The sequence below is a fragment of the uncultured Polaribacter sp. genome (genome assembly GCF_947497695.1).
In the GTDB taxonomy this organism is placed as follows: Bacteria; Bacteroidota; Bacteroidia; order Flavobacteriales; family Flavobacteriaceae; genus Polaribacter.
On sequence record NZ_CANMHM010000003.1, the window covers coordinates 271,216 to 296,530 of the forward strand.

Genomic DNA, 25,315 nt, shown 5'->3' on the forward strand with positions numbered 1-25,315 from the left:
AAATGTGTAATTGTTTAACTGTTTATTTGTGTAATTGTCTTTTATTATCTGTCATTCTTGCAAAGGCAGGAATCTAAACTAACTTATTTTTAAGCATATCTGTTTACAAATTGCTAAAAGCATATTTTTTTTACTTTTAATATCTAATACTTTAATGTTTTCACTTCGACAAGCTCAGTGTGACATTGTTTTTTTTAATTAATATTTCATATTTAAAATATTAAAATCAGAATTTCAATTCATTTCACTAATGTCAGTCTGAGCTTGTCGAAGACTTTTTCTGTTTTTTCTAGCTCACTTATGGATTCCTGCTTTCGCAGGAATGACAAACAAATCGTGTTTGTTTAATCGTTTAATTGTGTTTTTTCTGTATTGTCATTCCTATGAAAAGCAAAAATTTAAACTAACTTATTTTTAAGCATATATGTTTAGAAATTGCTAAAAATTATATCTAAAAGCATATTTTTTTTACTTTTAATATCTAATACTTTAATGTTTTCACTTCGACAAGCTCAGTGTGACATTGTTTTTTTTAATTAATATTTCATATTTAAAATATTAAAATCAGAATTTCAATTCATTTCACAAATGTCAGTCTGAGCTTGTCGAAGACTTTTTCTGTTTTGTCATTCCTGCGAAGGCAGGAATCTAAACTAACTTATTTTTAAGCATATATGTTTACAAATTGTTAAAAAATTATATCTAAAAACATGTTTTTTAACTTTTAATATCTAATAAATACTTTAATGTGTTCACTTCGACAAGCTCAGTGTGACATTGGTTTTTTTAAATTAATATTTCATATTTAAAATATTAAAATCAGAATTTCAATTCATTTCACAAATGTCAGTCTGAGCTTATCGAAGACTTTTTCTGTTTTTTCTAGCTCACTTATGGATTCCTGCTTTCGCAGGAATGACAAATAAACCGTTTTTCTTATGTTTTGTCATTTCGACCTTTTGGGAGAAATCGCATAAAGTAGTTCACAGTTCGTTCTCACTGTTATGTGATTTCTCCTGAAGTCGAAATGACAAAAATACATCGAAATAACGTTTTTTTTACCTTGGTATTTCAACTGCCTCAATAATTTGCGCTATAATTTGTTTGCTTGTTAAACCTTCCATTTCTCTTTCTGGTGTTACAATTACTCTGTGTTCTAAAACAGGTATTGTAGCTCTTTTTATATCTTCTGGCGTAACAAAATCTCGACCTTCAATAGCTGCAAAAGCTTTGGATGCAACAAGAATTGCAATACTTGCTCTTGGAGAAGCACCTAAATACAAAAACGAATTAGATCTAGTATTTACTACAATATTGGCAATGTATTTTAGTAAATTTTCTTCAATTTTAATTTGACTGATTAAGTTTCTAAACTCCATAATTTTAGCTCCTGAAATAACGGTTGCTATTTTACTTGCTTTTGTTTTGTTTTCTAAAGCCTGTTCTTTTAACAAAATCTCTAGTTCTTCATCAGCATTTGGGTATTCTACGTTTATTTTGAATAAAAAACGGTCTAATTGTGCTTCTGGTAATCTGTACGTTCCTTCTTGTTCAATTGGGTTTTGTGTTGCTAAAACTACAAAAGGTTCATCCATTTTAAAGGTTTGTCCGTCAATTGTAATTTGCTTTTCTTCCATCACTTCAAACAAAGCAGCTTGTGTTTTTGCAGGTGCTCTGTTAATTTCATCAATTAAAATCATACTAGAAAAAATAGGCCCTTTTTTAAACTCAAATTCAGATGTTTTTACATTAAAAACAGAAGTTCCTAAAATATCAGACGGCATTAAATCTGGTGTAAATTGTATTCTACTAAAGCCAACCTCAATAGTTTTTGCTAATAATTTTGCGGTGATTGTTTTTGCAACTCCAGGAACGCCTTCAATTAAAACATGACCATCTGCAAGAAGTGCAACAATCAATAAATCCATCATGTCTTTTTGACCCACAATTACTTTTTGTAGCTCTTTTTTTATGTTGATAACACTGGCTTGTAATTCAGATAAATTGAGTCTGTTTTTAAACTCTAAATTTTCTTGTGGTTGTTCATTATTTGGTATTTCCATCGCTTATTTATTTAAGAAATTTTCTATCATTTTATGCAATCCAACTAATTCTTCTTCAGAACATTCTGTTCGTTTATTTAAAGTAATAATTGTATGAATTAAATATTTTGTCTTTTGTAGTTCGTTTCCAGATTTTGCCGCTAATTTTTCTATAAAATCGGCATTTAAATTGTTAGTATTTAACAAATAATTTACCCTAACTTTCTCTAAGAAATAAGCCGTTTTTTTATCAACCAAATTCTTATGATTTTGTTCTTTTAAATACAAATTGGCAATGGTTTGTGTAAATGCGACTGTTGTATTTTTTAAAGGATTAATGATAGGAATTGGTCTTTGTTTTCTGCGAGCATTAAAAATCATAAATAATAATAATCCTATTAAAGAAATCACTAAAAACCATGTTAAGGTTTTGTGTTCTAAAAAGAATTTAAATACAGAAGTATTGTCCTCTTTTTTATCAGAATAAATACTCGATTTTATCTGTGGATCCCAAATAAGATCATTATTTGGTAGATATGAAAATACATTTGCAGCATATTGTTCGTTACCATTTAATAAAAAATAGTTGGTAAAAGCAACAGGTTGGGTATGTAAAAAGAAAGCACCTTTACCATAAAAAATCTTAATAAAATTAGGATGTTTTTTGCCATTAATTTCAACATTTCCTAAAACAGTAGTTGTCTTTTTATTATATTCTAAAAAGTAATTTTTGCGGATATTTCTATCAAAAGTAAAAGAAGTAGTAGAAAAAAGGTTATTTTCTAACCTAAAAGTCCCTTTTAACTTTTTTAAATCTTTTACTGCATACACATTTTGGTCTAGAGAATCTAACTTAAATTTTAAGGAAGTTTGCAAACTATCTTTAAAAAAATTAAAGGCTAATAAAGCGTTATTTCCCTTAGCAACAAAGTTTAAAAGTTCTGTAACTCCCTCATTTGTAAGTTTATTTGCAGCATGTTTTATACAGATATAGTTTTGTTTTTCAATGCTATCTATATCATCATTAGCCATCAAATAATCGTAGATATTCTGTTTTAATAAAGTAACATTGTTATTTTTAAAAAGAGTTTTACCTTCATTATAAATGATATAATTTCCAAACGGAGATTTCTCTTTTTCTTTATAATTTTCAACCCAATCTGTTTTATTACAGCTTGATAAAACGAGCAAGAGCAGGAGAGGAGCATATATTTTAAATTGTTGCAATCCCATTATTTTAAATCGTTTTTAAAAGATTGATACTTTTTTTCTGCCAATTTAAAGTTGGTTTCATCAATAGGGAAATCTCCATACCAAACATAAGAATACACATAAGAAAGGTAAGCAAACGCAGTTCTTGTTGCTGTATCTTCAATTTCAAAAAGGTATTCTGAATTGGTTTTATCTTTATGATACTCAATTAGTTTTTGGTTAGAAAGCGTTTTTAAAACTGATAAATAATAGTAACGAATTGCCAATCTGTATGCTTTATTGTTGAGGGCATTTTGTAACAAACCTTCAATATCTGTTTCATGAATATCTTCATCTTGATAGACTAACTTTTCTGCGATTTTGTTTTTTGATTTTTTAAAGTTCCAGAAATGAACATCCATCCCTAAAAAAGTTTTAAGAATGATAAAAATAATAATTCCGCCTAAAATAAAAGGGAATATTTTAGTCATAAATAACACAAATGCTTCTAAAAAAGCGGTATTTATTTGGAATGGTTCTTTTGTTTCTTCTTCCTCTTTTTCCTCTTCTTCAGTATATATAAAGTCTTTATCAGCATACTTTTCTTTTAAATCTTCTTCAAAAGCTCTTTTTTCTTCATGATCAATAGACTTTGCATATTGAAAGTTGTTTGAACCAGAAAAAGTAATTTGATGCGTTTTTACCTGCCCAAAAACAATAGCAACAAAACAAATTAAAAGTAAAAAAAGCCTTTTTTTTATCAACGTAAATTGTGTTTGTTTGCCACCTTAAAAGGAAGAATTAAATAATAATAACTGATTGATGCCAGACTAAAAATAATAATTGCAAAACAAATAATAGTAGGCAATGTATTAGAATATCTAGTGATATAACCTTCTAAAATAGCTGCTAAAAGTGTAAAAGGTATGGTACTCATAAAAATGTAAAACGCATGTTTCATTCCGCGTTTAAAAGATTCAAAACGTTTATAGGCTCCAGGAAAAAGCATGCTTGCTCCAATAATATAGCCTGCAGCAGCTTCTATAATCATGCTAAAAATTTCATAGGTTCCATGAATCCAAATTCCTTTAACACTATCAAAAAAACTGTTATTCTGATAAAAGAAAGCTTGAAAAACGGCTACCATAATAGCATTATACACCACATAAAAACCTGTGCCAATACCCACAAATAAACCCGATAAAAACATTTTTAAGCCAACACGTTGGTTGTTATCATAAATACCAATAAAACTGCCCCAATTGCTGCCACTTTTATAAATTGCCATGGCATCACCACTTTCTATATTTTCTAAAGTTTGATCTATATAACTGTTTCCTAAAATTTGTCGTGCAAAAGATGCATCATTAAAAGTAGATAATAAGCCTATAAAAAAGCACGCAAAAAAAATGATAAACGATAAATAAATATATTTTCTGTATTGATAGGAGAGTAGTGGCACTTTATCAAAAAAGAAATATAAAAGCACATTTTTATTACGCCTTTTTGAGTGGTAGACCTTATCAAAACTAGCTTTTGCAAGCTTATTTAAGTATTTTGTTACCTTGCTTTTTGGGTAGTAGGTTTGTGCATATACCAAATCATTCATGATTTTTATATGCAAATTGGCTAGGTCATCAGGACTTTTTTTCTCTTTATTTGAAAAACCTTGTTCAAATTCGAGCCATTTTTCTTTATTTTGCTTTATAAAAGCGACCTCTCTCATATAGAGCGAATTTAACCATTGCATGAAAAGACTCCAAATAAAAACTGCACAAAATGTAAATATTAATTTTACGCTAGCCAACGTTGGGCAAAGACTTTTTGCATTTGGCTTAGATAATATACTAAAGTTTGCTTACATTTATTTTGCTATTAAATTTTTAGATTTTAAAACCTTTGAAACTGCTTTTGATGGCGATACTTGGTCTATAAAAGCAATAGATATCCTTATTTTTTTACCCGTATCATTTTATTCTTTGTATACTGAGTTGTTGTTAGACGGACAAACAGTTGGTAAAAAAATAATGCAGTTAAAAGTAATTAATAGTGAAGGTTTTAAACCCTCTACCACAGATTTTGTAATGCGATGGTTTTTAAGAGTAGTAGATTTTAACCTGTTTATGTTACTCGTTGTTTATGTTTCTTCTTTAGGTTTAGGTAATGAGAATGTTTTATTTTTCTTGCTTTTTTTCTTCGGAAAAATGATTGGTTTTTTATTGATACTATTTACAAAGAATAATCAACGTTTTGGAGATATTATTGCCAATACAGTAGTGATTAGTAGAAAGGACGATGTACAATTTTCTGAAACTATTATAGAAAATATTTCAAATCAATATGTGCCAACATATCCAAATGTAATTAAATTGTCTGATAATGATGCGCGTATTATTAAAGATACGTTTCAATCTGCTACTAAATTTAATGATGATAAAACATTGATTAAACTAAGTTCTAAAATAATAGAGGTTACTGAAATTAAATCTGTTCATAAAACTGACAAAGAGTTTATAGATGTTGTTTTAAAAGATTATAATTTTTATACACAGAATATGTAAGTGTAAGTTAACTAGTTTTGTATTGGTGTCTTTTCAAAAATCCTATTTAACATAATATAAATTATAGTACATTTGTATAATAATTTCTGTATAGCCGTTTTTACGGCTATTTACACATAATATCAGATATAACACCTTTAGGTTTATATCGTCAGATATTATGTTAAAAGAAATTACGGCTAATTAACTTCTAGATTGTATTTGATAGCAATAATTCTCTATTATGTAAAATATCCTATAAAGTTTGGAACATACAAATAAATATCGAGTTTTTACGAGATTCAAGAACTCCTTTAAAATCTTAAGAACTAATTAAAAAAGTAAGTAAAAATAAAATTCTATGCACTTGTTCTATTTGGAACTATTATTGAACCTTCTTTTGTTTAGTACTTTTAATATTATGTTAAATAGATAATAATATCGTTACTATTAATCTTTCTTTATTTTCTTTTTTTCCTTGATGAAAAAAGAAATCGACTTTTTTAGGAGATTCACGAACACCAACAAATATAAACGCGTGAGCTAAACAAAAAAATCAAGAAACACATATAATTTTGGAAAAAATTACGGCTCGTTTCTCTATATTTAGGCTTTTTAGCTTTAAGAAAATGTACCCAAAGTACATTTTTAGTTAAATTTTTTTTTAATTAATATTTTAGTATAAGTTTATACACAAATACAATCATCCACAGGATAATTATATTTATGTAGTCTAAAATATTACGTTCTACTCTCCTATTGTTTTGCCAAAATTATATTAGGTCGAACACTAAAAATAAACAATCTCTTTTTTATTTATTTCATCAAAAACAAAGAAAATGTTTTCAAATCTTTTAAATACTTGAGGCTCATTAATTTTTTTAATTTTATCTGCAAAATTGGCTTTATTTCCAGTTATTTCATATACACCATCAATTTCTAATTTAGTTAACATTTTATTTTCTTCCAAAAACTCTTTTTCAAAATAATGCTCAATTTCAAAAAATTTAAATTCTTGTTTGTCTTTATTGTATTTAGATAATTCATTTGGGATTGGTAGAATTATAGCATAAATGTTTTTTGTTTTATGCTTTTTTGCAACACCCGCTTTAAAAATTTCAAAATCCTCACTTTTAAAACCATTAAACTCTTGAAAACCTGAAGCATCATTATCAAATATACCTAAAATTGTTTTATTTTGATACTTTCCATTATCCATTTCTTCAGCTATTCCATTTAATGTTTTAGCTAATTCATGTGTTCCTCCTCCTTCTTTTTTTGTTTTAATTTCACATGATTCAACATTCCAATATGGTTCAGTATTTCCTGTCAAGGCTTTAAAAGCTTGCATAAGATAAACAGCATCCGTTTTTCCTTCAGTATATATCTCTACATCTTTTATAGGTTTAATTGTCTCTAAACTAGTAAATCTTGTAACATCAACACCATTTTCAAGATAATACCTAATACCCTTTTGCATTTTTTGAAGACGGTTTTTTAATTTGTATCTACTCTTTAATTCATTTTTATTTTTAGGGTCTATTATATCAAGACCATTGTCAAATAATAATGCAAATATTGGGTTTGATAAAGTGTTTTTCCTAGAATAAAATAAATCTAATTTGTCATTTTTATCAAATTTATCAGAAGATAGTGTTGCTCCTATACAGAAAAGTTTATATTTTAGATTAACTATGTCACTTGGCAAACCAGTATTCTCAATTTTGTCTAATTCTTGACTTAAATCGTCAAATGCTAATTTTAAGGTGTCTTCAAGAGTTTTTGAATTAAAATGATTGAAAAACCAAAAGAAATTCATTAATGCAATATCTGCATCTCTTAAATTTTTAAAGATTGGTAATGTAGATGATAAACGTTTAACATCTTGATCTGCTTTAATTAAAAGTTCTAATGATTTAATTACACCTTCTTTTCTTAAATTAGAATCTGTAAGCCACAAAGATTGTAATATATAACCTAATCCTGAAGATGCAATTAATTCATCTTTAAGCTCAGTATATTTATCAACTCTTTTATTGTTTTTTATAGGAATTCTTGAACTTCATAAATTCGGTTTCATTACATTTTTTAAGAAAGGTTTTAAAAGAAAAAAATAAAAGAAAATCGGAGTTTCTAAAGCTTTTATGTTGTGTTTACAAAAAAAGCATCAAGAATTAACTTGATGCTTTTTTTTATAATTAAATCCACAAAAGTGGAATGCCTAAAATCACTAGGTAATTTACATAACAAATAATCTTCTTGCACTCATCATATGAGCAACACGTTCACCTATTTTATGTAAAGCTTCATCATTATCTGCATGTTGTATTGCTTCATCAATAAAATTAACAACAGCCAACATGTCTTGTTCTTCTAAACCACGGGTTGTTACAGCAGACACACCAATACGAATTCCAGAAGTTACAAATGGACTTTTATCATCAAAAGGCACCATATTTTTATTTACAGTTATATCTGCTTTACCTAAAGCAATTTCTGCATCTTTACCAGAAATGTTTTTATTACGCAAATCAATTAACATACAATGGTTGTCTGTACCACCAGAAATAATGTTATAACCTTTCTCAATAAAAAGCTTTGCCATTTCTGCAGCATTTGCTTTTACTTGCAATTGGTATTCTAAAAACTCATCTGTTAAAGCTTCTTTAAAAGCAACAGCCTTTGCAGCAATTACATGCTCTAATGGTCCTCCTTGATTTCCTGGGAAAACAGCAGAATTTAATAGCATTGACATTTTTTTAGGCTTTCCATTTTTTAAAGTCAAACCAAAAGGATTGTCAAAATCTTGTCCCATCATAATAATTCCTCCTCTAGGACCACGTAATGTTTTATGTGTTGTAGAAGTTACAATATGACAATGAGGCAATGGATCGTTTAAAATTCCTTTAGCAATCATACCAGAAGGATGAGAAATATCTGCCATTAAAATAGCACCAACAGAATCTGCAATTTCTCTAAAACGTTTAAAATCAATATCTCTAGAGTATGCAGAAGCACCAGCAATAATTAATTTAGGCTGCTCTTTGGTTGCTGTTTCTTGAATTTTATCATAATTTAAAACACCGGTTTCTTTTTCTACACCATAAAAAGTTGGTTTGTATAATTTACCAGAAAAATTTACAGAAGACCCATGAGTTAAATGACCTCCATGAGATAAATCAAAACCTAAAATAGTATCTCCAGGGTTTAAACATGCAAAAAATACAGCTGTATTTGCCTGAGAGCCAGAATGTGGCTGTACGTTTACATAAGCTGCACCAAATAATTCTTTGGCTCTGTCTATTGCAATTTGCTCTATTACATCAACTATTTCACAACCTCCATAATATCTTTTACCAGGATATCCTTCAGCATATTTATTAGTTAAAATAGAACCTTGAGCTTTCATCACTTCATCACTTACAAAGTTTTCTGAAGCGATTAATTCTAAACCATTTAATTGTCTTTCTTTTTCTTCCTGAATAAGGTCAAAAATCTGATTATCTAATTGCATTGTTGTTATGTTTTTAAGAAGTATCAAAAATAATGAAAACCTATTTGATAAAAACAAGTTTTAAAGAAATTTTATCAATTTTTGTTATTTTTGCATTTTTAAGGGTTAAGTATTCTTATTTTGACAAACAAACTAATTTTAAAATTTATTAACTACCCTATAATTTTCTTCAAAAAGATGAATACATTTCGTTCTAAAATATCTACAGAACCATCTGCAAAAAAAACATTTTTAATATCTTTTAATAGCTGTTCTTTATCAACTACAGAATACTTATTTTCAGTTAAATACTCTTTAATTTTTTCCATAGATTGATAATCATTATCATGCACAATTTCTGTATGAATACGATTAAAAGTTTTTTCATTTACTTTTGATAAAATATAGTCGCTTTCAGTAGCTGTTTCTATATAGTTACTTTGTGCAGCGTATAATAATACATAAGCCTTAAACTCTTCTTTTGTCCAATTACTGTCCATTATAAATAGTTTGATTTTTTTATTAAACAAGTTACTATTAATTTTCATTTTACCCAAAAACAAGCCAACTTTTATGTATAATTATGGATGTTTTTTTGATGGAAGTTATAAATTGACTGTGATACAAAAACGGATAATTATTATTAAAGTTTTATGATTAATAATATGCTACAAGTTCTTTATTTTATAATTTGATTTTTTTAAACTGAGAAAATAAAAATACTGTGACATTATTTGTATATTGGGTCATATTTTTAACTATTTATATTAATTATTAAACACATAAAAATGGCAGGTATTTTAGACATCTTAAACAGTGATTTAGGCAAACAAATTATTTCGGGAGTTTCTGGTTCTACAGGAAACGATTCTAGCAAAACAAGTAGCGTTTTAACAATGGCATTGCCAGTATTAATGAAAGCAATGGAAAGAAATGCTGCTACACCAGAAGGTGCTGCAGGATTAATGGGTGCTTTATCTGGCAAACATGATGGTAGTATTTTAGACAACCTTGGTGGTTTTTTTGGTGGTGGAGTTGATGAATCTGCTAAACAAGAAGGAGCAGGTATTTTAGGTCATATTTTAGGAAGTAAACAACAAGGTGTAGAGCAAGTTATTGGTCAGAAATCTGGTTTAGATGCTGGTTCTGTTGGTAATATTTTAAAAGTTGCTGCTCCTTTATTAATGGGGGTTTTAGGAAAACAATCTCGCGAAAGTAATGTTACTGATTCTAATGGATTAGGAGGTTTATTAGGCGGAATGTTAGGTGGAAGCAATACAGCAAATGAACAAAGTTTTTTAGAGAAAATTTTAGATGCTGATGGAGATGGTAGCATTGTAGATGATGTTGCTGGAATGGTTTTAGGAGGTGGTAAAAAATCTGGCGGACTTGGTGGTTTGTTAGGTGGTCTTTTTGGAAAATAAAAACAGCTCTATTAAATTATAGATTAAAAAAAAGCTCAGACATTTATTTGTATGAGCTTTTTTATTATTGAACTTTACTCTTATAACAAGATTTATAGATGTCTTCATAAACAGGAAGTATGTTTTCTAAAGAAAATTTTTTGGTATGTTCTCTAGCATTATTTTTAAAAGTTTCTAAAACTTGATCATCTTTTAAAATAGAAATTGCATTTTTTGCCATTTGATCAACATCTCCAACATCACTTAAATAACCTGTAACTCCATCAATATTTACTTCTGGCAACCCACCTGTATTTGAAGAAATTACCGCTGTTTTTGCAGCCATTGCTTCTAAAGCAGCTAAACCAAAACTTTCGGTTTGTGAAGGCAATAAAAAAATATCTGTATAACAAAGTACTTTTGCTACCTCTAAGCTATTCCCTAAAAACAAAATATCATCATTAATTTTTAATTTATTTGCCAAATTTTCTGCTTTAGCTCTTTCTGGTCCCTCTCCTATCATTAATAATTTACAAGGAATATCTTTATGTACTTTGTAAAAAATTTTAATTACATCTTCTACCCTTTTAACAGGTCTAAAATTACTAATATGGGTTAAAATTTTTTCGTTAGGTTTTGCTATTGCTATTCTATTGCATTTTTGTTGATGTGATTTATCATACTTATTTGTATCAATAAAATTATAAATTACTTCAATATCATTTTTAATATTAAAAAGTCTGTTTGTAGTTTTCTTTAAATCGTTTGAAACAGCAGTAACTACATCAGAATTATTAATGCTAAATTCTACTGCAGTTTTATAGGTTGGATGGCTACCAACCAACGTAATATCTGTACCATGTAAAGTGGTTACAACTTTTACAGCAATGCCTTTTTCTTTTAGCATTTGTTTGGCCATATAAGCTGCATAAGCATGAGGAATTGCATAATGCACATGTAATACTTCTAGTTGATGTTTTTCTACAACTTCTACCATTTTACTAGACAAAGCCAACTCATAAGGTTGGTATTGAAAAAGAGGGTATTCTTCTAAAAGTACTTCGTGAAAATGTAAATTATGTGATAAAAAATCTAAACGAACTGGTTGATTATAGGTAATAAAATGCACTTCATGCCCTTTATCTGCCAAAGCCATTCCTAATTCTGTTGCTACTACTCCACTTCCTCCAAATGTTGGATAACAAACAATGCCTATTTTCATATATATTAAAAAGAGTTTAAGAATTAAAACAAATATATCTTTGGTTGTAAATATAAAGTTAATCTTACAAACCAATCAAAATGAACTCATAAAAAAAGAGTTTTTCTATGAAGAAAAACTCTTTTTTTACTGATATTTTAAGAAAACTATTCCGTAAATATTTTATAATTTAAAGAAATTAGGTGAGATTAATAATCACCTAAAGTTACTGGGTTTTGAGATAATGCATTTTCTAATTGGTCGTCATTAGGTGCTTTACCATGCCAAGCATGAGTATGCATCATAAAATCTACACCATTTCCCATTTCTGTATATAGTAAAATACAAACTGGTTTACCTTTACCAGTCATAGATTTTGCTTTTGCTAAACCAGCTAAAATTGCTTCAATATCGTTTCCTTTTTCTACTTCTAAAACGTCCCAACCAAAAGCTTCAAATTTAGCTTTGATGCTTCCCATTGCTAAAACTTCATCTGTAGAACCATCAATTTGCTTTCCATTTAAATCGATAGTAGCAATTAAATTATCCACTTTTTTTGCTGATGCATACATTATTGCTTCCCAGTTTTGACCTTCTTGCAACTCACCATCACCATGTAAAGTATATACTATTTTATTGTCTCCATTTAGCTTTTTAGCTTGTGCAGCTCCTAAAGCAACAGACAAGCCCTGACCTAAAGAACCAGAAGCAATTCTAACACCTGGCAACCCTTCATGTGTTGTTGGGTGCCCTTGTAAACGAGAATCTAACAATCTAAATGTGTTTAATTCTTCAACAGGAAAAAATCCACTATGAGCTAAAACACTATAAAAAACAGGAGAAATATGTCCGTTTGAAAGGAAAAATAAATCTTCATTATTTCCATCCATGTTAAAATCTGTTGAATAACTCATTACTTCTTGATACAAACACGTAATAAATTCTGCACATCCTAAAGAGCCTCCTGGGTGACCAGAATTTACTTTGTGTACCATTCTTAATATATCTCTACGAACTTGTTGCGTAAAATCTTGTAATTTTTGTGTTGTTGACATTGTATTATTTTAATTTGGAGGCAAAAATACAAAAGAGATTGGATTTTTATGCAGTTAAAAAGGTTTATTTGTGTAAAGGGTTTATTCGTTTATCGGGTTATTCGTTTATATAATTTTAGATTTGTGGATTTAAAAGCTTAAAACATACTTTTTTGTAAACAAATAAACGTATAAACTAGTATTCACAACAATCTGATTTACGTCTTTTTCTTCTTTTTCTTTGCTGCAGGAAACAACACATTGTTTAAAATTAAACGATAACCTGGTGATGTTGGGTGTAAATCTAATTCCGTTTTTGGGTCTCCTACTCTATGTGTGTAATCTTCTGGATCATGACCACCATAAAAAGTAAACATTCCTTTTCCTTTGGTTCCATGAATGTAACGAGCTTCGCTGTTTACTTTATTTTCACCTAAAACTAATACATTTGTTTTTACGGTGTTTCTATCAAAAGAAGTGGTTTGTCCCATAAAACCTTTTACTAAAACGGTATGATTTTGAGTTAACATGGTTGGTACAGGATCCCATTTTGCAGAAAACTCAACGAGTGAAAAATAATCGGAAGTTTTAGGTATTTTACGTTTGCTTGTCATATCAATAGAAGAAAACTCATACGTTGTTGGACTTCTAACTAACTGATAGTCTTTAAAAGCGAATGTTTTATTATAATTTATTTTAGATTGATAGTTTACTTCTGATCCATCACCATCAAACATGGCTTCTGCAATATCTACACCTTCTGCAGACAATGCAATATCAAAACTATCGGTTGCAGAACACATGGCAAACATAAACCCCCCACCAATTACATAATCTCTAATTTTTTTAGCAACCGCTAATTTTTGTTGTGATACTTTAGAATATCCTAATTCTTTTGCTAATTTTTCTGCTCTTTTTTTTCCATCAATATACCAAGGAGTTGTTTTAAAAGAGGCGTAAAACTTACCATATTGTCCTGTAAAATCTTCATGATGTAAATGCAACCATTCATATAACAGCAATTTATCTGCCAATACTTCTGCATCATAAACAACATCAAAAGGAATTTCTGCATACGTTAATACCATAGTAACAGCATCATCCCAAGGCATTTTATCTTTAGGAGAATAGACTGCTATTTTGGGTGCTTTTTCTAAGGTAACTGCATCTTGATTAGAAGATGGAGCGGCAATTTCTTCTAAAATAAGTTGTGCTTTTGCATCTGAAATTACTTGATAAGAAACACCACGAATTTTACATTCGTTTTCTACAATTTTATTATTTTCTATTAAAAACGCACCACCATCGTAATTTAATAACCATTTAGATTTTAAACCTGCTTCTAATGAAAAGTAGACAATTCCATAAGCTTTTAAATGGTTTTTCTGATTATCATGACTCATAGGTACATAAATAAAAGATGCCCAAATTGAGTTTGAAATGAGTAGGAATGTGAGTATTGATAGGATTTTTTTCAATTTGCTAAAAATTAATTTCTTTTATGAATCTTTCAGGAGAAAAAACTGAAATTTTAGAATTTTTAAAATGTTTTAAGTTTCTAGTAATGATACAATCACAATTGCTTTTTAAAGCAGCAAAATATTGTAGACCATCCTCAAAATCAGAAAACAATTCGTCTATTAAACTTCTGTCAATAATAGTACTTGTAATGGGAGTAATATCAATTAAAGTTCTTAAATTGATGAAAATTTTTCTTAATTCTTTATCATTTTTAAGTTTAGACTTTGAAAAAATATAGTAAGCGTTTGCTAACGACAAAGAACTAGTTTGTAGAAATATTATTTTATTATCAGCTAAAGAAAATATTTTATTAGCCTCAATATCAAAAGGCTTTCTCTGAGTTATAAAATCTATTATAACATTTGTATCTATAAATATATTTTTCAATTATTTATATTTTTCCATTAAATAGTCAAATTTAGCTTTGTCTTCATCAAAATCTTCTGGCAATTTTATAGAACCACTTAAACTCTTTACAAACGGAGTAATCTCAATTTCTTTAGAAGTATTTTTCTTTTTTTGAGTTAGTGTTGCCAAATAGCCCTCTATCAAACGAGATAAACTTATTTGATTTTTTTTAGCATACGCTTTTGCCTGTTCAATAACAGCAGTATCTAATTTTAATGTGAGTTTAGAATCCATAATAAATAACTATACGTACAAATATAATAAATTATTACGTATTAGTTAAAACTAAAGTATCCATTTTCAAAAACTTCCTTTATTTTTTATCTATATTCTAGAAAAGGTAAATATGCATTTTTCTAATTATATTTATGAAACCAGAATACACAATTACTAAAAGTAATTGTGTATTTGTAGTTAGTTATTTTATTGAAATAATGTCGATTATCGTCTAAAAAGGCACATCATCACCAAAAGCATCTTTTGGATCAATACCTCCTTGACCAGCAAATGGATCTTCTGGAAACTCCTCGTTCATAGAAGACTGAAATTCTGAACTAAAGCCCTCTTCTAAATCTGAGAATTTTGCTAAATGCCCAGTAAATTTTAAACGAATATTATCTAAACCACCATTTCTATGTTTGGCAACAATAAATTCCCCTTGTCCCTCACAAGGCGTATGTTCATCATCATCCCATTCTGTCATTCCATAATATTCTGGTCTAAAAATAAAACTCACAATATCTGCATCTTGCTCAATGGCACCAGATTCACGTAAATCAGATAATAAAGGTCTTTTAGAGCCTCCACGTGTTTCTACAGCTCTAGATAGTTGAGAAAGTGCAATCACAGGCACTTCTAATTCTTTTGCTAAAGCTTTTAAGTTTCTAGAAATCATAGAAATTTCTTGTTCACGATTTCCTCCTGCTTTTCCTCCAGCAGTCATTAATTGCAAGTAATCAATTACAATAATTTTAACCCCATGTTGTGAAACCAATCTACGAGCTTTTGCACGCAAATCAAACACAGATAAAGAAGGAGTATCATCAATAAAAATAGGTGCATCAGACAAACGTTTTACTTTTACGTTTAATTGTTCCCATTCATGTGCTTCTAAATTTCCTTTTCTAAGTTTTTCTGAAGTTAAACCCGTTTCTGAAGAAATCATACGTGTAATTAACTGAACAGAAGACATCTCTAAAGAAAACACTGCAACCCCATGATTAAAGTCGATTGCCATATTTTTAGCCATCGAAATTACAAATGCAGTTTTTCCCATACCTGGCCTTGCTGCAATAATCACTAAATCACTGGGTTGCCACCCAGAAGTTAAAGCATCTAATTTGGTGAAACCTGTTGCCAAACCAGACATACCTTCTTGATTACCAATCTCTTGTATCTTTTTTAAGGCTTGTTTTACTAAAGACCCTGCAGCTTCAGAACTTTTCTTTAAGTTTCCTTGCGTAACTTCAAAAAGTTTTGCTTCAGCGTCATCTAATAATTCAAAAACGTCTGTACTTTCATCATACGCATTTTCAATAATTTCACTAGAAATAGAAATTAATTTGCGTTGAATAAATTTTTGTAATATAATTCTGGCATGGAACTCAATGTGTGCAGAAGAAGCTACTTTTTGAGTTAAACGAATCAAAGCAAAATCGCCACCAACAAATTCTAATTTGCCATTCTTTTTTAACAAGTTAGATACTGTTAAAAGATCTATAGGTTCAGAATTTTGAAATAATTGATAAATTGTTCCATAAATTTCTTGGTGTTTTTGATCGTAAAAAGCATCAGAACTTAAGACGTCTATTACATCATCAATTCCTTTTTTATCAATCATCATTGCACCCAACACAGCTTCCTCTAACTCTACTGCTTGAGGGGGAATCTTCCCTTTTTCAAGATTAATTAATCTTGATTTATCTATCTTTTTTCCTACTACAGGAGTCGTTTTTTCCATGATCACAAATGTACTTTTTTAGGTTGAAAATATTTTCTAAAATTTCACTTTAATTTGTAAACAAAATTTGTAAACAAAAATGTTATTATCTTGTTAATAACCAGTCAATTTAAAAAATGAAATGTTATTTTTATCCACGTAGTGAAATTAATAAAAACTTATTTTAACTATTTTTACGTAAATAATTGAACCTTTTAATTCCTTTGATTCTTTGATTATAAATAAAAAACATCTTGTTTTAGCCATTTTATTGCCAGTTCAGTTTTTACTGTTAAAATTAGCAGCAAAAAACCCTGAATTTATAGAACGTTATTATTCTAATGGAATTTATCCTTCGATTTCTGCTTTTTTTAGAATTATTTTGGGATGGATTCCCTTTTCAATAGGAGATGTATTATTGGCTTTTGGATTGTTGCTGTTGATTCGTTTTTTGTTCCGTTTGATAAAAAATCGATTTAGAAGTTTTATTCCTAAAATTATTCATTTTACAGCTATTTTATCGGTTATTTATTTTTGTTTTTATCTTTTCTGGGGATTAAATTACTACAGAGAGCCTTTGGCAAAAAACTTACAATATCATCAGCAAGAATATACAACAGCACAACTTTATAAAGTGAGTAAGCTTATTGTAAAAAGACTAAATATATATCAGCTAAGAATCACTAAAAATGATACTTTAAAAGTTAAGAATCCTTATCATCAAAAGGAAATGTATAAAATGGCCATTTCTGGTTATGCCAATTTAGCCAAAGATTTTCCTCAACTAAACTATCAGTTTCCCTCTGTAAAAAGCTCTTTAATGAGTTTGTTACAAACGTATAACGGAACTTCTGGATATTTAAATCCATTAACAGGAGAAGCACATGTAAATGATAAAATTCCTAAAACAGGCTATCCAACAACAACCTGTCATGAAATGGCACATCAAATTGGTTTTGCAGCAGAAAATGAAGCCAATTTCGTAGGCTTTTTAGCGGCTAATTATAATGGTAATGTATACTTTAAATACGCTAGTTATAGAATGGCATTTGCCTATTGTATTGGCGAATTAAGAAAACGAGATAACACTTTGTCTAAAGAACTTTGGAAAATTGTACATAAGGGAATTAAGAAAGATTTTAATGCAAGTTATGAGTTTTGGCAACAGTACAAAAATCCTTTTGAGCCTTTAGTCAAAAAAGGATACAATGCTTATTTAAAAGCAAATAAACAAGACAAAGGTGTGCAATCTTATAATTACGTGGTCAATTTATTAATTAGTTATTTTGAGGCTTCTTATCAGAAAAAAATAACTATAATAAATTGATAAAGTAATTGGTTTCACATTTTAAGGAAGACCTATAATTTAGGTATCTTTGTGCTGATGAAAGAAATAACAAGCATTCACAATTCGTACATAAAAAACTTGTTAAAACTGCAAGAAAAATCTCGTGAACGAAAAAAACAGGGTTTATTTATTATTGAAGGAAAACGTGAAATATCTTTAGCTATTTCGTCTAATTATGAGTTTGACACCATTCTATTTGATCCTGATTTAATCTCAGAAAATGAAATTTTACATCTTTTTAATGAAAATGTAAATAGAACAATCATTTCAAAAGAAGTGTATCAAAAATTAGCTTATAGAGATTCTACAGAAGGAATATTAGCATTGGTAAAATCGAAAGATTTCTCTTTAAAAAACATTAATTTTAAGAACGAACATCCATTAATTTTAATTGCTGAAAGTGTAGAAAAACCAGGAAACATTGGTGCTCTTTTAAGAACTGCAGATGCTGCAAATGTAGATGCTGTTTTTATAGCCAACCCTAAAAGTGATTTATACAATGCTAACATTATTAGATCTAGTGTAGGTTGTGTTTTTACCAATCAAGTGGCAGTAGGAACATCCGAAGAAATTATTGCTTTTTTACAAGAAAAGAGCATCAATATATATGCTGCAACTTTGCAAAATTCTAATGAATATTATAAAGAAAACTATTTACAAAGTACGGCAATTGTAGTAGGTACAGAAGCAACTGGTTTAACTGAAATTTGGAGAGAAGCTGCCACACAAAATATAAACATCCCTATGCAAGGACAAATAGACTCTATGAATGTTTCTGTATCTGCTGCAATTATTTTATTTGAAGCAAAAAGACAAAGAGGGTTTAAAATATAAAAAATGAAAGTACTAGGAATTGACATTGGAGGAACAGGAATTAAAGCGGCAATTGTAAATACAAAAAACGGAAAATTACTTACAGAAAGATACAGAATTGCAACCCCAAAACCTGCTACACCAAAAGCAGTGGCTAAAGTTGTAAAAGAATTGGTACATCATTTTGATTGGAAAGGACCTGTGGGTTGTTGTTTTCCTACCATTATTGTTGATGGACAATGCAAACATCATGGTAATTTAAGTGAAGAATGGTTAAATGTTAAGGTTGATAAACTCTTTAAAAAAGAATGTGATGGAATTAAATTTTATGTAAGTAATGATGCTGATTTAGCAGGTGTTGCAGAAATGAAATTTGGAGCAGGAAAAGGCGTAAAAGGAAAGGTTTTTGTGATAACCATTGGAACAGGAATTGGCTCTGGACTTTTTTACAAAAGAAAACTGATACCTAATGTAGAATTAGGCCATATTTACCATACAAATGGAATTATTATAGAAAAATTTATTGCAGATTCTGCAAGAAAAAGAGACCAAATATCACTCAAAGAGTGGGCTAAAAGGTTTGATGTTTTTCTAAATCATGTTAAAATTTTACACACTCCTTCAATGTACATTTTAGGTGGAGGAATTAGTAAAAAATTCGATCAATTTAAAGAACATTTTACAGTAGATGTGCCAGTTGAAGTGGCTCAATTTAAAAACAATGCAGGTATTGTGGGTGCTGCAATTTATGCAGGTAAAAAGGGTAAGAAATAACTAATGTGTCTTTAATTTAACTTACTATTGTAGCTTTTATAATTTATTGAAAATATCATAAAAATGACACCAACAACATTATTCTACATAATAATATCAATCTTAATCATCAGTTTTATAGTTGATAAAATTTTAGATACTTTAAATCAAAAACGTTTTGATGCTGAAATACCAGAAAAACTTAAAGATGTTTATGATGAAGAGGCATATAAAAAATCTCAAGCCTATAAAAAGACAACTGCAAAATTTTCTAACATTACCTCTTTCTTTTCAACAATTTTAACATTACTGTTTTTTCTGTTGGATGGTTTTAAATATGTAGATGATTTTGCAAGAAGCTATACAAATCATCCTATTTTAGTGGCTCTTATTTTCTTTGGCATTATTATGTTAGGTTCTGGAATATTAACAACTCCTCTCTCCTATTACAGTACTTTTGTGATTGAAGAAAAGTTTGGTTTTAACAAATCTACCAAAAAAACTTTTTGGTTAGATAAAATAAAAGGCACTTTAATGAGTGCTATTTTAGGTGGTGGAATTTTATCTTTAATCATCTGGTTTTATCAATTTACAGGAGAAAATTTCTGGATTTATGCTTGGATTTTAGTCGCCGTTTTTTCTTTATTTATGAATCTATTTTATGCAAAACTAATTGTACCTTTATTCAATAAACAAAGTCCGTTAGAAAATGGCGAATTAAAATCGGCCATAGAAAAATATGCTGATAAGGTTGGTTTTACTATTAATAATATTTTTGTAATTGATGGCTCAAAACGTTCTACAAAAGCAAATGCGTATTTTTCTGGTTTTGGTGCTCAAAAAAGAATTACATTATATGATACTTTAATAAACGATTTAGAAACCGATGAAATTGTAGCTGTTTTAGCTCATGAAGTGGGTCATTATAAAAGAAAACACATTATTTTTAACCTTGTTTCGTCCATTTTATTAACAGGTTTAACGTTGTTTATTTTATCATTATTTGTCAATTCCCCTCTTTTATCACAAGCTTTAGGGGTTTCTATTCCTAGTTTTCATATCGGTTTAATTGCGTTTGGCATTTTATATTCGCCAATTTCAGAAATTACGGGTTTATTTATGAATTATATGTCTAGAAAATTTGAGTATCAGGCAGATAATTATGCCAAAGAAACTTTTGGAGGCAATGCTTTAGTAACATCACTTAAAAAACTATCTAAAAATAGTTTGAGTAACTTAACGCCTCATCCTGCGTATGTTTTTGCACATTATTCACATCCAACTTTGTTGGAAAGAATTGAGCATCTAGAAGTTTAAAAACAACTCTAATTTGACTAATTATCACAAAATGAATAATTGGTAAATTTGTGGCAAATGTTTTAAATGTAATTTCATTCATAAAAAATGCTTTATAATTTAAAATAACAGCCCTTTTTTTATCAATTTTAGCCTCTTAAATACTTGTTGGTTCAAATACTTATTACTACTTTCACTTAGTAATTCACACTAATTTGAAACCTGCATTTGAAGTATATTATAAACATAGAAGAAGAGAATAAAGAAATAGCAAAACGATACAAAGATTTGTTAAAAGGTACTTATGAGGTTTTATCTAAAGAAGATAAAGAACTGATAAGAAAAGCCTTTGAGATTGCTCTTGATGCACATTCTAAGCAACGAAGAAAAACAGGGGAACCTTATATTTATCATCCAATTGCTGTGGCTAAAATTGTTGCCTATGAAATTGGTTTAGATGCTGTTTCTATTGCTTCTGCCCTATTGCATGATGTTGTAGAAGATACAGAGTATACCATAGAAGATATGGAGCATCTTTTTGGGGAAACGATTGCAAAAATTGTAAATGGTTTAACCAAAATATCTCGCTTAAATAAAGAGCAAGATGCCTCTATACAAGCAGAAAATTTTAGAAAAATGCTCTTAACTTTACATGATGATGTGAGAGTTATTTTAATAAAAATTGCAGATAGACTGCACAATATGCAAACTATGGATGCAATGCCTGGTTATAAACAGGTTAAAATTGCATCAGAAACTTTATACATTTATGCTCCTTTGGCACATAGATTAGGGTTGTATAATATAAAAACAGAATTAGAAGATTTAGGGCTAAAATATACAGAACCAGAAGCGTTTTTTGGTATTCTTAGTAAAATAAAAGAGAGCAAAGAAGATCAACAAAACTACTTAAAGCGTTTTGAAGAAACTTTAAAAGCTGGTTTAGATAAAGAAAATTTCGATTATGAAATAAAAGGACGTTTTAAGTCTATTTATTCGATTCGAAAAAAAATGATTAGTCAAAATGTAACTTTTGAAGAAGTATATGATAAATATGCAATTAGAATTATTTACAATCCTAGCTCTGAAGATGATAAATTTGATGCTTGGAAAATTTACACCATCGTTACAGACTACTTTAAACCCAATCCAACGCGTTTAAGAGATTGGATTTCTCAACCAAAATCTACAGGTTATGAAGCTTTGCATATTACTGTAGTTGGTCCTGGTTCTGAATGGGTAGAAGTTCAAATTCGCTCTAGTAGAATGAATGAAATTGCAGAAAAAGGATATGCTGCTCATTTTAAATACAAACAAGGAGAAAGTGAAGATAGTGGTTTAGAAGGTTGGTTAAATAAATTAAAAGAAACCCTAGAAACGCAAAGTTTAAATGCAGTTGATTTTGTAGAAAATTTTAAACTGAATTTATATGCCAAAGAAATTTATGTTTTTACACCTAAAGGCGATTTAAAATCGTTGCCAAAAAATGCTACAGGTTTAGATTTTGCTTTTTCTATTCATACAGATGTTGGCTTAAAATGTAGAGGCGTTAAAGTAAATGGTAAATTAATGCCTTTGAGCCATCAGCTAAAAAGTGGCGATCAAATAGAAGTAATTACCAGTTCTGTAAACAAACCCAATGCAAGATGGCTAGATTTTGTTATTACAGCAAGAGCAAAAGCAAGAATTAGAGCTGCTTTAAATGAAGAACAAAAATTAATTGCAGAAGAAGGAAAAGCTGTTTTAATGCGTAAATTACGTCATTTAAAAATTGCGTTTAATGAAAAAAATATCAATGAATTAGTTAACTATTTTAAATTAAAAACTAGTTTCGATTTATTTTTTAGAATTGGTAATGGAGCCATAGATAATACACAGTTAAAAGCCTTTGTATCTCAACGTAATAGTAAAATTTTAAATTTCTTTAAAACAAAGTTAAGAAAAAATACTGCTGAAAAAAGTAGTAATGAACCAACAGAAGTTAGTGATAAATATGATGCCTTAGTTTTTGGTAAGGAAGAAGAAAAATTGGATTATAAGCTATCTAAATGCTGCAACCCAATACCAGGAGACAAAGTATTTGGTTTTTTAACAATTAATGACGGGATAAAAATTCATAAAATGAACTGCCCCAATGCAATTTCTTTACAATCTAACTATGCCTACAGAATTCTGCAAACAAAATGGATTGACTCTACAAAGCAAGACTTTAAAGTAATATTGCATATTTCTGGGGTAGACAATCAAGGATTAGCAAATGATGTAACACGTACCATTTCTAACAATATGAGTGTTTTTATTAACAGCATGAATATTAAAGGAAATGAAGGCGTTTTTGATGGTAAAATATCTATTAGTATTAAAAACAGTTCGCAGTTAGACAAGTTAATAAAAAACCTTAATAAAATTGAAGGTGTTAAAAAAGTAGAACGTGTTAATACTTTATAAATATCATTTGATTAAAAGTGTTTATTTATTAAGAAATAAATGTAGATTTGTTTTTTGTTTTAAATCAATTATAAATGAGTAATTCTCTTGAAAATCAAGAAATAGTAAAAAAAGTTTTCACTACCTATTTAAGTGAAAATAAGCACAGAAAAACACCAGAACGCTATGCTATTCTTCAAGAAATATATGCATCTGATGAACATTTTGATATAGAATCTTTATACATCAAAATGAAAAACAAAAATTATAGAGTTAGTAGAGCTACACTTTACAACACCATAGATTTACTTTTAGATTGTGGGTTGGTTAGAAAACATCAGTTTGATGGGCAATCAATGGCACGTTATGAAAAAAGTTATTTTGATAAAAATCACGATCATGTTATTTTTACAGATTCTGGGGATGTTAAAGAATTTTGCGACCCAAGAATACAAGTAATTAAAAAAACCATAGAAGATATTTTTGAAATTGATATTCATAGTCATTCACTCTATTTTTACGGAACAAAAAAAAATAAATAACAACAAGGGAGCATGCTCCCTTGCTTACATTTAAATAATTAAACGAATAAACAATTAAATAATTACACAATAATTACAAAATGGCTGTAGATTTATTACTAGGATTGCAATGGGGAGATGAAGGAAAAGGTAAAATAGTAGACGTACTTACTAAAAATTACGACATCATTGCACGTTTTCAGGGTGGACCAAATGCAGGACACACTCTAATTTTTGATGGACATAAACATGTTTTACATACAATTCCTTCAGGAATTTTTCATAAAACAGCTTTAAACGTAGTTGGTAATGGTGTGGTTATTGATCCTGTTATTTTTAAGAAAGAATTAGAAAATCTAGACAAACACAACATAGATTATACCTCTAAATTGTTAATTTCTAGAAAAGCACATTTAATTTTACCAACACACCGTTTGTTAGATGCTGCATCAGAAACTTCTAAAGGTAAAGCTAAAATTGGTTCTACATTAAAAGGTATTGGTCCAACTTATATGGATAAAACAGGTAGAAACGGAATGCGTGTTGGAGATTTAGAACTAGAAAACTGGAAAGAAAAATATGATGCTTTAACAGAAAAGCATCTAAAAATGTTAGAGTTCTTTGATGTTCAAGTAGAATATGATTTAAAAGAATTAGAAGCAGAATTTTGTAGAGGAATAGACAAATTAAGAACCTTAGCTTTTATTGATAGTGAAGAATTTTTAAACCAAGCTATAAAAGATAAAAAAACAATTTTAGCAGAAGGTGCTCAAGGCTCTTTGTTAGATATTGATTTTGGTACCTACCCTTTTGTAACATCTTCTAACACAACAGCTGCAGGTGCTTGTACTGGTTTAGGGGTTGCACCAAACAGAATTGGTGAAGTTTTTGGAATCTTTAAAGCTTACACAACTAGAGTTGGTTCTGGTCCTTTTCCTACTGAGTTATTTGATAAAGATGGTGAAGACATGGCAAGAATTGGTCATGAATTTGGTGCTACAACAGGTAGACCAAGACGTTGTGGTTGGTTAGATTTAGTTGCCCTAAAATATGCAGTTGATGTAAATGGTGTTACACAATTAATGATGATGAAAGGAGATGTTTTATCTGGCTTTGACACCTTAAAAGTATGTACATCTTATAATTACAAAGGAAAAGAAATTAGTCATTTACCTTACAACATTGAACCAGAAAATGTATCTGTAAACTATTCTGAATTTAAAGGATGGGAAGATGATTTAACAAAAATGACTGCTGCAGATCAATTACCTAAAAATTTACTAGACTATGTTGCTTTTATAGAAAAGGAAACTGGTGTACCTGTTACCATTGTTTCTGTTGGACCTGATAGAAAACAAACAATTAATAGATAAATCTATTTTTTT

General features: G+C 29.0%; 22 protein-coding genes. 9 read left to right on the top strand and 13 right to left on the bottom strand.

What is annotated here, in order from left to right; translation table 11 throughout:
- Window positions 1-1,058: 1,058 nt before the first annotated feature.
- Genes Q0731_RS05515 through Q0731_RS05530 form a run of 4 tightly spaced genes read right to left on the bottom strand, consistent with a single transcriptional unit; the run spans window position 1,059 to window position 4,959 of the window.
- The gene (locus Q0731_RS05515; protein ID WP_299060998.1) at window positions 1,059-2,063 is read right to left on the bottom strand and encodes a MoxR family ATPase; all 1,005 of its coding nucleotides are present in this window, start codon (window positions 2,061-2,063) and stop codon (window positions 1,059-1,061) included.
- A 3-nt stretch (window positions 2,064-2,066) separates the two neighbouring features.
- Complete coding sequence (locus tag Q0731_RS05520; protein ID WP_299061000.1) at window positions 2,067-3,275, bottom strand: DUF4350 domain-containing protein; 1,209 nt, start codon at window positions 3,273-3,275, stop codon at window positions 2,067-2,069.
- Window positions 3,275-3,997, bottom strand: a complete 723-nt coding sequence (locus tag Q0731_RS05525) for a DUF4129 domain-containing protein (RefSeq protein ID WP_299061001.1) — start codon at window positions 3,995-3,997, stop codon at window positions 3,275-3,277. The genes Q0731_RS05520 and Q0731_RS05525 overlap by 1 nt, the downstream gene beginning before the upstream one ends.
- Window positions 3,994-4,959 (bottom strand): stage II sporulation protein M, encoded by a 966-nt coding sequence (locus Q0731_RS05530; protein WP_299061332.1) that lies wholly within the window; start codon window positions 4,957-4,959, stop codon window positions 3,994-3,996. The genes Q0731_RS05525 and Q0731_RS05530 overlap by 4 nt, the downstream gene beginning before the upstream one ends.
- 22 nt (window positions 4,960-4,981) lie before the next feature.
- Between Q0731_RS05530 and Q0731_RS05535 the strand changes: the two genes are divergently transcribed.
- Complete coding sequence (locus Q0731_RS05535) at window positions 4,982-5,794, top strand: RDD family protein (protein ID WP_299061002.1); 813 nt, start codon at window positions 4,982-4,984, stop codon at window positions 5,792-5,794.
- 769 nt (window positions 5,795-6,563) lie between these two features.
- Here Q0731_RS05535 and Q0731_RS05540 read toward each other — a convergent pair.
- The 3 genes from Q0731_RS05540 to Q0731_RS05550 all read right to left on the bottom strand — a co-directional run bounded on the left by Q0731_RS05540 (window position 6,564) and on the right by Q0731_RS05550 (window position 9,766).
- Window positions 6,564-7,733: a hypothetical protein gene (locus tag Q0731_RS05540; RefSeq protein WP_299061004.1), complete on the bottom strand. Its 1,170-nt coding sequence runs from the start codon at window positions 7,731-7,733 to the stop codon at window positions 6,564-6,566.
- A 279-nt stretch (window positions 7,734-8,012) separates the two neighbouring features.
- Window positions 8,013-9,287, bottom strand: coding sequence for a serine hydroxymethyltransferase (gene glyA, locus Q0731_RS05545; RefSeq protein ID WP_299061006.1), 1,275 nt, complete (start codon window positions 9,285-9,287; stop codon window positions 8,013-8,015).
- A gap of 152 nt (window positions 9,288-9,439) precedes the next feature.
- Window positions 9,440-9,766, bottom strand: coding sequence for a hypothetical protein (locus Q0731_RS05550; RefSeq protein ID WP_299061009.1), 327 nt, complete (start codon window positions 9,764-9,766; stop codon window positions 9,440-9,442).
- A gap of 288 nt (window positions 9,767-10,054) precedes the next feature.
- On the opposite strand from Q0731_RS05550, the gene Q0731_RS05555 reads away from it, so the two are divergent.
- Complete coding sequence (locus Q0731_RS05555) at window positions 10,055-10,690, top strand: DUF937 domain-containing protein (RefSeq protein WP_299061012.1); 636 nt, start codon at window positions 10,055-10,057, stop codon at window positions 10,688-10,690.
- Window positions 10,691-10,754: 64 nt separating this feature from the next.
- Here the strand turns inward: Q0731_RS05555 and bshA are convergent, their stop codons facing one another.
- The 6 genes from bshA to dnaB form a co-directional block, all read right to left on the bottom strand.
- Window positions 10,755-11,891, bottom strand: coding sequence for an N-acetyl-alpha-D-glucosaminyl L-malate synthase BshA (gene bshA, locus Q0731_RS05560; protein WP_299061015.1), 1,137 nt, complete (start codon window positions 11,889-11,891; stop codon window positions 10,755-10,757).
- Window positions 11,892-12,079: 188 nt separating this feature from the next.
- On the bottom strand, window positions 12,080-12,925 hold the full coding sequence (locus Q0731_RS05565) for a transketolase (RefSeq protein ID WP_299061017.1): 846 nt from the start codon (window positions 12,923-12,925) through the stop codon (window positions 12,080-12,082).
- 197 nt (window positions 12,926-13,122) lie between these two features.
- Window positions 13,123-14,307, bottom strand: coding sequence for an asparagine synthetase B (locus tag Q0731_RS05570; RefSeq protein WP_299061335.1), 1,185 nt, complete (start codon window positions 14,305-14,307; stop codon window positions 13,123-13,125).
- A 79-nt stretch (window positions 14,308-14,386) separates the two neighbouring features.
- Window positions 14,387-14,812, bottom strand: a complete 426-nt coding sequence (locus Q0731_RS05575; RefSeq protein WP_299061020.1) for a PIN domain-containing protein — start codon at window positions 14,810-14,812, stop codon at window positions 14,387-14,389.
- Window positions 14,813-15,067, bottom strand: a complete 255-nt coding sequence (locus Q0731_RS05580; protein ID WP_299061023.1) for a DUF6364 family protein — start codon at window positions 15,065-15,067, stop codon at window positions 14,813-14,815.
- A 214-nt stretch (window positions 15,068-15,281) separates the two neighbouring features.
- A complete protein-coding gene (dnaB, locus tag Q0731_RS05585) occupies window positions 15,282-16,793 on the bottom strand; it encodes a replicative DNA helicase (protein WP_299061026.1) in 1,512 nt (503 codons plus the stop codon).
- 211 nt (window positions 16,794-17,004) lie between these two features.
- On the opposite strand from dnaB, the gene Q0731_RS05590 reads away from it, so the two are divergent.
- The 7 genes from Q0731_RS05590 to Q0731_RS05620 all read left to right on the top strand — a co-directional run bounded on the left by Q0731_RS05590 (window position 17,005) and on the right by Q0731_RS05620 (window position 25,303).
- Window positions 17,005-18,099 carry a DUF3810 domain-containing protein gene (locus Q0731_RS05590; protein ID WP_299061029.1) on the top strand — a complete coding sequence of 365 codons (1,095 nt, stop codon included), beginning with the start codon at window positions 17,005-17,007 and terminating at the stop codon, window positions 18,097-18,099.
- Between the two features lie 57 nt (window positions 18,100-18,156).
- The gene (locus Q0731_RS05595) at window positions 18,157-18,954 is read left to right on the top strand and encodes an RNA methyltransferase (RefSeq protein WP_299061031.1); all 798 of its coding nucleotides are present in this window, start codon (window positions 18,157-18,159) and stop codon (window positions 18,952-18,954) included.
- 3 nt (window positions 18,955-18,957) lie between these two features.
- Window positions 18,958-19,707: a polyphosphate--glucose phosphotransferase gene (gene ppgK, locus Q0731_RS05600; RefSeq protein WP_299061034.1), complete on the top strand. Its 750-nt coding sequence runs from the start codon at window positions 18,958-18,960 to the stop codon at window positions 19,705-19,707.
- 63 nt (window positions 19,708-19,770) lie between these two features.
- Window positions 19,771-21,003 carry a M48 family metallopeptidase gene (locus Q0731_RS05605; protein WP_299061037.1) on the top strand — a complete coding sequence of 411 codons (1,233 nt, stop codon included), beginning with the start codon at window positions 19,771-19,773 and terminating at the stop codon, window positions 21,001-21,003.
- Between the two features lie 207 nt (window positions 21,004-21,210).
- Window positions 21,211-23,430, top strand: a complete 2,220-nt coding sequence (locus Q0731_RS05610; protein WP_299061040.1) for a RelA/SpoT family protein — start codon at window positions 21,211-21,213, stop codon at window positions 23,428-23,430.
- 74 nt (window positions 23,431-23,504) lie between these two features.
- A complete protein-coding gene (locus tag Q0731_RS05615; RefSeq protein ID WP_299061043.1) occupies window positions 23,505-23,951 on the top strand; it encodes a transcriptional repressor in 447 nt (148 codons plus the stop codon).
- A gap of 80 nt (window positions 23,952-24,031) precedes the next feature.
- Entirely contained in the window at window positions 24,032-25,303 is a 1,272-nt protein-coding gene (locus Q0731_RS05620; RefSeq protein ID WP_299061046.1) for an adenylosuccinate synthase, read from the top strand.
- Window positions 25,304-25,315: the final 12 nt, after the last annotated feature.